The following is a 7,775-nucleotide window of genomic DNA, read 5'->3' as shown; positions in this document are numbered from 1 at the left end:
GGAGCCTATCTCGGAGAGGACGACATCGTCCGATACGAGGACGTCTACGCCCGCGGCCAAGGCGCAAAGGGCTGAACGAGACGCGGGCTGGTTGACGGCTTCCGTCTGTGGAAATAGTGCGCAACAGCGCTCAAGGATTTACCATGACTGAAGTAAACGAGTTTGTTTCGCAGAATATGGAAAATGCCAAAACGGATTTCTCCGGCCTGCGGGTCGCAATCGTGCACTACTGGCTTGTCGGAATGCGGGGCGGGGAAAAGGTCGTCGAAAGCCTGCTCGACCTGTTTCCGAACGCGGTCATTGTCACCCATGTGTACGACCCGGAAAAGGTGAGCGACAAAATTCGCAAGCAGGACGTGCGCGAGACGTTTATCTCCAAGCTCCCCGGCGCTCGGAAGCACTATCAGAAGTATCTGCCACTGATGCCTCTTGCGCTCGAACTGATCGACATGACCGAGTTCGACGTGATCATTTCAAGCGAAAGCGGGCCAGCAAAGGGGATCATCCCACGGCCCGATGCCTTGCATCTTTGCTATTGCCATTCACCGATGCGCTACATCTGGGATCACTACCATATCTACCGTGAGTCCGCGGGACGTCTGGCAAAGCTCATGATGCCTTTCGTGGCGCACAAAATGCGGATCTGGGATGTCAGCGCCGCCGCCAGGGTCGACCGTTTCGTGGCGAATTCCGGATTTATCGCGCAGCGCATCGAAAAATACTACCGACGGGATGCAGATGTCGTCTTCCCCCCTGTCGATGTAGCCGAATTCAGTATTTCCGAAGACGTAGGAGACCATTATCTGCTGGCCGGTGAGATGGTGTCGTACAAACGGGCTGATCTGGCGGTGGATGCGTTCAACGCCTCGGGCCGAAACCTGGTTATTGTCGGCGACGGGGAAACGCGCGCCGAGCTGGAGCAAAAGGCCAAGAGCAACATCACCTTCCTCGGACGGGTTCCCTTTTCCGAACTGAAACGCCAGTTTGCAACCTGCAAAGCGCTGGTGTTTCCCGGCGAAGAAGATTTCGGGATCATTCCGGTCGAGGTTATGGCCTCGGGGCGGCCGGTCGTGGCCTATGGCCGGGGTGGTGCCCTGGACACGGTCTTGCCCGGCGTGTCGGGTTTGCATTTTCACGAACAGACCGTAGATGCGCTGAACGCGGCGATCGACCTCCTTGAAGCAGATGTGGCACTTGTGAATTCTCCTAAAAAAATACAAGCGCACGCGGCCCGTTTCGACCAGCAGGTTTTCAAGGCGCAAATTGCGGAACTGGTGACACGGGAACTGGGTCTGACCGTAACAGACGCGCGCAGCGCATAGTGGCCTTGAGCGACATGAACACCGGCAGCATCGCAAAATCCGGCAAGAGATTTGCTCTGAAAAGCCTGGCGGCGTTGTTCATTAAATGCGCGGCAGCCGGGCTTTCGTTCGTTATGTTCGTTGCCTTGTCGCGCGGCCTCGGTGACGACGGTTTCGGGCGGTTCAGCTTTGCCTTCTCTTTGGCCACGATCCTCGCGATTGCCGGCACCGTCGGACAGCGCAATGTGGTCTTGCGCTTTGCTTCTTTCTACCTGCACGACCACGACGAAGCCAAAGCCCGAGCAGTCGTGCGGTTCAGCTATGGGATCGTTCTGCTGGGCTCTGCGGCTGCCGCGTTGGGGCTGACGCTCGTGGCGGCAATCCTGCCCGTTTTCGAAGGTCGGCAGACCCTGCTTTGGGCGACCGCGGTGTTTACCGTCGTTCTGGCTCTGGCCGAGTTTCAGCCCAACCCGCAACGGGCTGCGGGCTCTGTTTGGTGCGCGCTGCTGCCCAGGGATGTCTTGTTTCGCCTGGCCGTCATTGCTTTGGCCATGTTGGCCGCATCGGGCATGATCCCGGCGCTCGACCCGGCCACAACATTGTTGCTGATGTCGGGTATTCTGGGCGGGTTATTTCTGGTCCAGTCCTTCCTGGTACCGCTGACCAACCCGGTGCGGCTGATGGCCGGAGAAACCGACTTTAGCCAAAGGAGCCGATGGATTTCCGCCTCGTGGGGAATTTGGGGGAACTCGGTGGTCAATGCGTCGGGTAGGAATATAGCGATTGTCATTGTTGGTGGCCTACTTCCGGCGGCCGTTGTCGGCGCTATTTTCGCAGCCTTGCGTACGGCCATGGTGCTGGAATTGTTTCTGATGGCGATCAACATTGTCGCCGCCCCGCTGCTTGCGGCACAGCTTGGCAATCAAGACTTTGACGCCGCACGAAACACCTGCCGCCGCATCAGCCTGATGTTGGGGATGCCGACATTGGCCAGCTTCGTGATTTTTGTTCTGTGGGGCGATCAGGTGCTGGAGTTGTTCGGTCCGGGATATGCCAAGGCGCATCCAGAACTCATCGTGATCAGCCTCGGCTATCTGGTCAGCGCTTTTGCGGGTCCGACGGCCCAGATCATGGAAATGTCCGGGCATGAGCGGATACATTTCGTGATGCTGGTTGTCACGACGGGCCTTTCGCTTGCGGCCTTGCCCGCCGCCGTTTCCCTATGGGGTCCGATGGGTGCCGCAATCTGCATCAGCTGCAATCTCATCGCACTGAACGTCGCGGCGTATATCTACATCTTCAGAAAAATCGGGATTTCCTCAGGCCTTGTGAATCTGGCCTTGCTGACCAAGGAGCGCAGGCAGTGACCACCAATACCCTACCCGTCAATTTTCTGTATCTGGGTGGCGACAAGTGCGGATCCACATGGATTTGGCACATACTGAACCAGCATCCCGATGTTGCATTGGCCACCGCAAAAGAGATCTTCTACTTTGATCGTTTCTATGACAAGGGCCCAGATTGGTATCGCCGTCAGTTTCCCGCACAACCTCAGGCCATGCGGCTGGGTGAAATCTGTCATGACTACCTGTATTCCGAACCTGCACTTGAGCGCATTGCCCGCGATCTGCCGCAGGACAGCCGGTTTCTGGTGACTGTGCGCGAGCCGGTGTCCCGCAGTGTCTCTCATTGGAAGTACCTGCGAAAAATAGGCCGGACGTTGGCAAGCTTCGAAGACGCCGTGGTACAACAGCCGCAGATCATTGAGCATTCCCTGTTTGGAAAACACGTGAAAAACGCGGTACATCATCTGGGGGCCGAACGGGTGCATGTCCTTGATTTTGCGAAACTCAGAACGGATCCCATTGGTTTTGGCCGGTCCATGAGCGACGCCCTTGGTATCCCCTTCGCAGAAGCACTTCCTTATGAGCAGCGTATTTTGGAGGCCCAGGCTGCGCGCAATCCAATGTTGGTCGGGGCATTGCGCAACGGTGGTTGGATACTCCGTCGTCTGGGGCTGCCAAGCCTGGTGTCGAAGGTGAAAAGCAATCCGCTTGTTTCCCGGACGCTGTACACATCCAGCCCGGCGCGGGCGCCTGCCGAACCTGGTGCGGAGATACTGCAAGAGTTGACCGAACGATTTGCTCCGGATCAGGTCATTCTGACCGAACTCATGGCAACGGAGCAGGTTGCATGAAGATTGTTTTGGCCGCTGTGATGCACAGCCCGAACCTAGGCGACGGCCTGATCGCAGATTGTTTGAGCGAGCAGTTTCGCCATCAGGACAGTAGGGTCGAAATTCGCTGGTTGGATCTGGCTGGACGCGGAACCTTTGCAGCACCCTCCAAGGGCGCGCGCACCTTCCTGCTGTCTCTGTTGACCCGTTTGCCACAAGGCTTGTCGCAAGCACTGGCAAAACAGTTGGTAAAACGGCAGATCCGCACCAGCCTCGAGCCAATGATTCCGGATAGCTTTCAGGATGCTGATGCCGTGGTGATCGGTGGCGGGCAGCTGCTGGGGGATGCGAACCTGAATTTCCCGCTCAAGATTGCCCGAGTCGTTCAGGAAGCGGAAAAGCGTAGCCTGCCAATCGCGATTCATTCGGTTGGTGTTGCAAAATCCTGGTCACCGCGCGGCAGGCAACTCTTCTCTGCGTTGCTTGGGTCTCCGAATCTGCGTTTCGTATCCGTGCGCGATCAGGGGTCTGCAGACAATCTGCGTCACCACTACAAATCGCTTGGGATTGACCTGCCCGAGGTTCATATTTTTCCCGATCCGGCCCTGACTGCCAGCGAGCTGGCGCTGCCTCAGGCCCCCGAGGCCGCTGTCGGTGCCATCGGTGTCGGGATCGCCCATCCGGCCGCGATCAACACCCACGCCGATCAGGACACGCTGAGTTTCAAACAGTCCCTGTCTCAGTATCAGGCGATCCTGACTGAGCTTCAGCAGCGCAATGAAAACACCGCTTTGTTCACGAATGGCGCAGGCGAAGACGAGGAGATGCTTGATGCACTCTGGCAGTCTCTTCCGTCCCGGCAGGGAATATCCCGTCTGCCACGGCCTGAAACCCCGCGGGACCTGGTTGCGGCTATCAAGGCAATGGACCTAGTCGTTTCACACCGTCTGCACGCCTGCATAACGGCACATGCCGTGGGCACGCCCGCCATCGGTTTTCGATGGGATTCCAAGGTTGACGGTTATTTCTCTCTCGTGGGTGAAACAGAAAACCTGTTGCGGTTCAGCGAAAAGCCTGAACGCATTGCAGACCATGCCGTACGCCTGAAACAGGCTCGAAATACCGCAGATATTGAGCAGCAAATACCCGTGATCCAAATTGGTGCGCATCAATTGCTGAGCAGTTTGGCGGCGTCGGGCTCATCTGTTGCAAGCTGAAGCCGATAACGCCGACTAACAATTTCCGGTTGAGCAACCAGAGGTAAAAGGCGTTAAAAAACAGAATGCTACATAAATTCCATGCTTCTGAGCAGTACATGGAAAATACCCAAAAACGCCAGACCCGGAAACAACTTTGTAGGTATGAGCGTTGCCAAAACCGGGATGAAAAAGAAGAAATACCTAGCGTTCTGAAAGGCATAAGTGACGTGGGTGTAGAAAAAGTAAACTGAAAAGAAGCAGGCAACCAACCATAGGTGATCTCTTAGGTTTTGCCTGAATTCACGCGAGCAATACAAAAACACGGCTACGACCACCGAAAACAATGCGTCTATCCAGTAAGCTCCTGTGTGCAAGCTAAAGAAATGAAAGCTGGCAAAAAACACAGATAAACTTTCCACCGGAGAGTAATCCGGGTTGGCAACGTTTCTCGTCCAGTCGAACCGTTGTATCAGCCCGCCTATCCAAGGAAATGAAAACGCGGCCCCTGTTTTCATTGCTGCATCTAGAAAAACCGCAAACCCTACAATGCCGATTGGCACCGACCTTTTGAACCCAGCGTTCTGCAGGAACAACGCAGCCCGAAAAGTCAGAAGAACTCCGAGGTTAGCCTCACCGGTCACGTAGAGCAGTGCAGCCAGAAGCGCTATAACCACCCCTTCGGCTCTTGAAGAAAGGTTGGGGCGTATCAAACAAAGAGGAAAATAGAAAAACTCCCAGTAAATCTTCGAAAAAAGAAAGATAGAAAGCGGCCATATCGCTGCTAGAACAGCAGTCTTCTTGTCAACGAGTTTAAAGTAGATCAGGATAAAGGTTATCCCAACATTGAATGCGAACAAAACCAATCTGGTCCAGATCTCGCTGGTCCATACATGGTTCAATCGGGCGTTATTTTCGAAAGACAAGATGTTTACAAAATACTCGACAGCCTTGATCTCATCCGGTCGTCTTTCATAGGTGAAAAACGCAGCCTGAAACGCGAAGTGAAAGACCACAAACAGGAGAACCGCACCAATTACCAAGTACGTGTTTCTCTCGTTTTCTCGCCGATCCGCAAAAACTTCGACCATTACTCAGACTTTTGACCTTTTTTTGATTTTCTTCGTCGTCGAGTGATCAATGTCCATTCGACTACACACCAAAAATACGATTGAACATGCCCGGCATTTTCGCTCCGCCCCCCTATAGGCCAGTTACCGGACGAAAGCGAGAGGGCTTCAGCCTGTCAGTGTTAGCCGTCGATGATCCGCCGACCGGTTTTGGGGTTTCGATGTCGGATGACAACCTCCCCTGATCAGGACCAAGGCTCTGCGGTGCGCAACCTGAATCCGAACGTCAGGCGTGATCCATGCTGCGTGTCAGATGTTGTTGCTCAGGCAGTGCCACCCGATTTCTTTGCGTAAAATTTGCGAACAAGCATTTGTTCTGCCGGGCTGGGAACCCGGTTCAAATGAATGCTGCCATAGTTTCGGATGTTCGAGGCATTGGGGCCGAAAAACAGGTAAGGATCAGTTCCGTCATCCACCAGCGCGACACCGCTCCCGGTAACAATCTGCCCGTTCACATTGGCAGATCTCCGGGCCGTGTCATGCGTTGCAGTGACCACCACATCAACGCCAATCAGCGACGCAGGCGCGTCCACATTGGTCGGTGCACCTCCAAAAGCAACCGTCACCCGCCGGGGCTGCGACTGTGGCGTCGAAATCAGCGGTTGCCGCTTTCCGCCATTGTTGCTTACGATATGGGCAAATGCACGGTTGATGCTGATCGTCCGAAAGGCAACGGCTTCGAACAAATCCACCGAGAACGGCACGGCGCCCTGAAACTCCAACAGGTCATCCACACCGTCGCTTTCCAGCCATTGATGGGTGCCGTCGGTCTGATAGGTTGGTGCAGCCGCCATATTAGGAGCCAGAAAGTAGCCCCCCAAATTGCCCTTGTTGTTCAGACGTCGAACGGGATCGCCCGCAGACGTCACCGGCACGGTGCCCTCTGCGTCCTGAAACAGCACCGAAAGGTCGGATGGGTCGCACCACACCAACGGGCCAAGGCAACCTATCCCACCATGTTTGGTCCGAACCGCCAGTGTTGTCGTGGAAAGGCCAAGATCTATCATGCTGATTCACCCCATTGTATTTTCAGGACTGTGCATCCCATCCGTTCCGCGGTACCAGGCATTCCAACCCGGAAAATGTTTGGCCTTTGGGCCATGTTCTTAGTTCTCCAATTGGATAATAGCTTCAGTCGCTCTCACCGGTGTGCCGATCACTCCGGAACCGTCCTCTGTTTGCCGAAATGCCTTAGTCATCCGAGCAAGGACGCCTCAAAGAGGAAAAGCCGCCGCCCGCGATTTTTCGGTCAGCCGAGATATTTTGCGAAATTCGTTGAATTCTTGTTAGGCAACAGTCCGGCCTGTTCAGATTGAACTGCGGCGTCACAAATCATCCCTGCCCCGCCAGAGACGTTGCGTTGGCGGATGTTTGACGAAAAGACGCCATGCGTTGCGACCACCCACACCGCACCCAGTCGTGGCTGAACCAACAAAACTCGAAAATCGAAAAACGACTCCAACTTCATGCCCACAGGGCAATTCCGGTCAGTTCTGCCGAACAATGTCTTCCGTTGGGTCGGAACTGCCTGTGTCACGACCATTCCACAAGTTGTCGCATTGAAAGTCTCGGCCAACCGGATCCGAGCTTTGTCGATTGGAATGCTCGCATACTGTCGTTCGAATCCGAATCGTTCCGGTGCGCAAGTCAACGGCTTCCCATTCGTGCACAGAGTGCGGTTTATTGCGGTTCGCCTTTCTAACCTCAGTCACAGTCAACTTAATCTCCGGAACTCAACCTTCGATTGTATAACGACGAAGTGTATGCTATGCCTCCGGCTACGAACCGCTGCAACTGCGCAACCATTGTGTAAGTACTTGGGTTTTTTAACCCACAGTTTGTTTTACATCCTAAATACCTTACGTCGCGGATTTATCCGGGACGCCGTTTGATTACTTCTTTGGTGCATTAGCAGCTGCTCCCATGTTGTCAGGATAAATTTAGATGTTGGATTTTGCTTCCTCAACGACTT

The 7,775-nt window shown here is 54.7% G+C and carries 6 protein-coding genes; 4 read left to right on the top strand and 2 right to left on the bottom strand.

Annotated features, from left to right (window positions below):
• Positions 1-143 precede the first annotated feature (143 nt).
• From AC2FEE_RS25255 to AC2FEE_RS25240, 4 genes are read left to right on the top strand one after another with little or no spacing between them, the layout of a single operon-like run.
• Positions 144-1,322, top strand: coding sequence for a glycosyltransferase (locus tag AC2FEE_RS25255; RefSeq protein WP_496868170.1), 1,179 nt, complete (start codon positions 144-146; stop codon positions 1,320-1,322).
• Between the two features lie 14 nt (positions 1,323-1,336).
• Positions 1,337-2,668, top strand: a complete 1,332-nt coding sequence (locus AC2FEE_RS25250; RefSeq protein ID WP_496868171.1) for a lipopolysaccharide biosynthesis protein — start codon at positions 1,337-1,339, stop codon at positions 2,666-2,668.
• Positions 2,665-3,498, top strand: coding sequence for a sulfotransferase family protein (locus tag AC2FEE_RS25245; protein ID WP_496868169.1), 834 nt, complete (start codon positions 2,665-2,667; stop codon positions 3,496-3,498). The genes AC2FEE_RS25250 and AC2FEE_RS25245 overlap by 4 nt, the downstream gene beginning before the upstream one ends.
• Positions 3,495-4,694, top strand: a complete 1,200-nt coding sequence (locus AC2FEE_RS25240; RefSeq protein ID WP_496868168.1) for a polysaccharide pyruvyl transferase family protein — start codon at positions 3,495-3,497, stop codon at positions 4,692-4,694. The genes AC2FEE_RS25245 and AC2FEE_RS25240 overlap by 4 nt, the downstream gene beginning before the upstream one ends.
• 68 nt (positions 4,695-4,762) lie before the next feature.
• Here AC2FEE_RS25240 and AC2FEE_RS25235 read toward each other — a convergent pair whose 3' ends face one another.
• Positions 4,763-5,764, bottom strand: coding sequence for a hypothetical protein (locus AC2FEE_RS25235; protein WP_496868167.1), 1,002 nt, complete (start codon positions 5,762-5,764; stop codon positions 4,763-4,765).
• 302 nt (positions 5,765-6,066) lie between these two features.
• Positions 6,067-6,810, bottom strand: a complete 744-nt coding sequence (locus AC2FEE_RS25230; RefSeq protein WP_496868166.1) for a hypothetical protein — start codon at positions 6,808-6,810, stop codon at positions 6,067-6,069.
• Positions 6,811-7,775 lie beyond the last annotated feature (965 nt).

It is taken from the genome of Ruegeria sp. YTSC199, assembly GCF_059609725.1.
Note: the sequence above shows the minus strand (reverse complement) of the source record. Positions and strands in the feature narration are given on the sequence as shown.